This is a genomic window from Peribacillus sp. SIMBA_075 (genome assembly GCF_046534585.1).
The window spans coordinates 1-254 of sequence record NZ_JAWRYN010001095.1 but is presented as its reverse complement, the minus strand read 5'-3'; the positions used below and the strand labels follow the sequence as shown (position 1 = coordinate 254).

1 pseudogene is annotated in these 254 nt (G+C 50.4%); it reads right to left on the bottom strand.

The annotated features are described in order from the left end of the window. Window positions 1-254: pseudogene (locus SB775_RS31675) on the bottom strand (DNA translocase FtsK); the annotation flags it as partial.

Here is a 254-nt window from a genome sequence, read left to right as displayed (position 1 = left end):
CCAACGCCTCGAAATAGAGTGGGTCATCTCCGGCATCAAAGGATTGGACCTGCTGCTCCAAATCCTCTTTGCTGAACAGATACTCTGGCTTGCGTTGCTTTTTAATCATCTGCGTAATACGTTCAATCTCATCATCTGAGACAAAATTCCCTTGCAGACGCACTGGCGTTGTACCACTTTCGAGGAAAAGCATGTCGCCTCGACCCAGCAATCTCTCCGCCCCCGATTGGTCGAGAATCGTGCGAGAATCGACC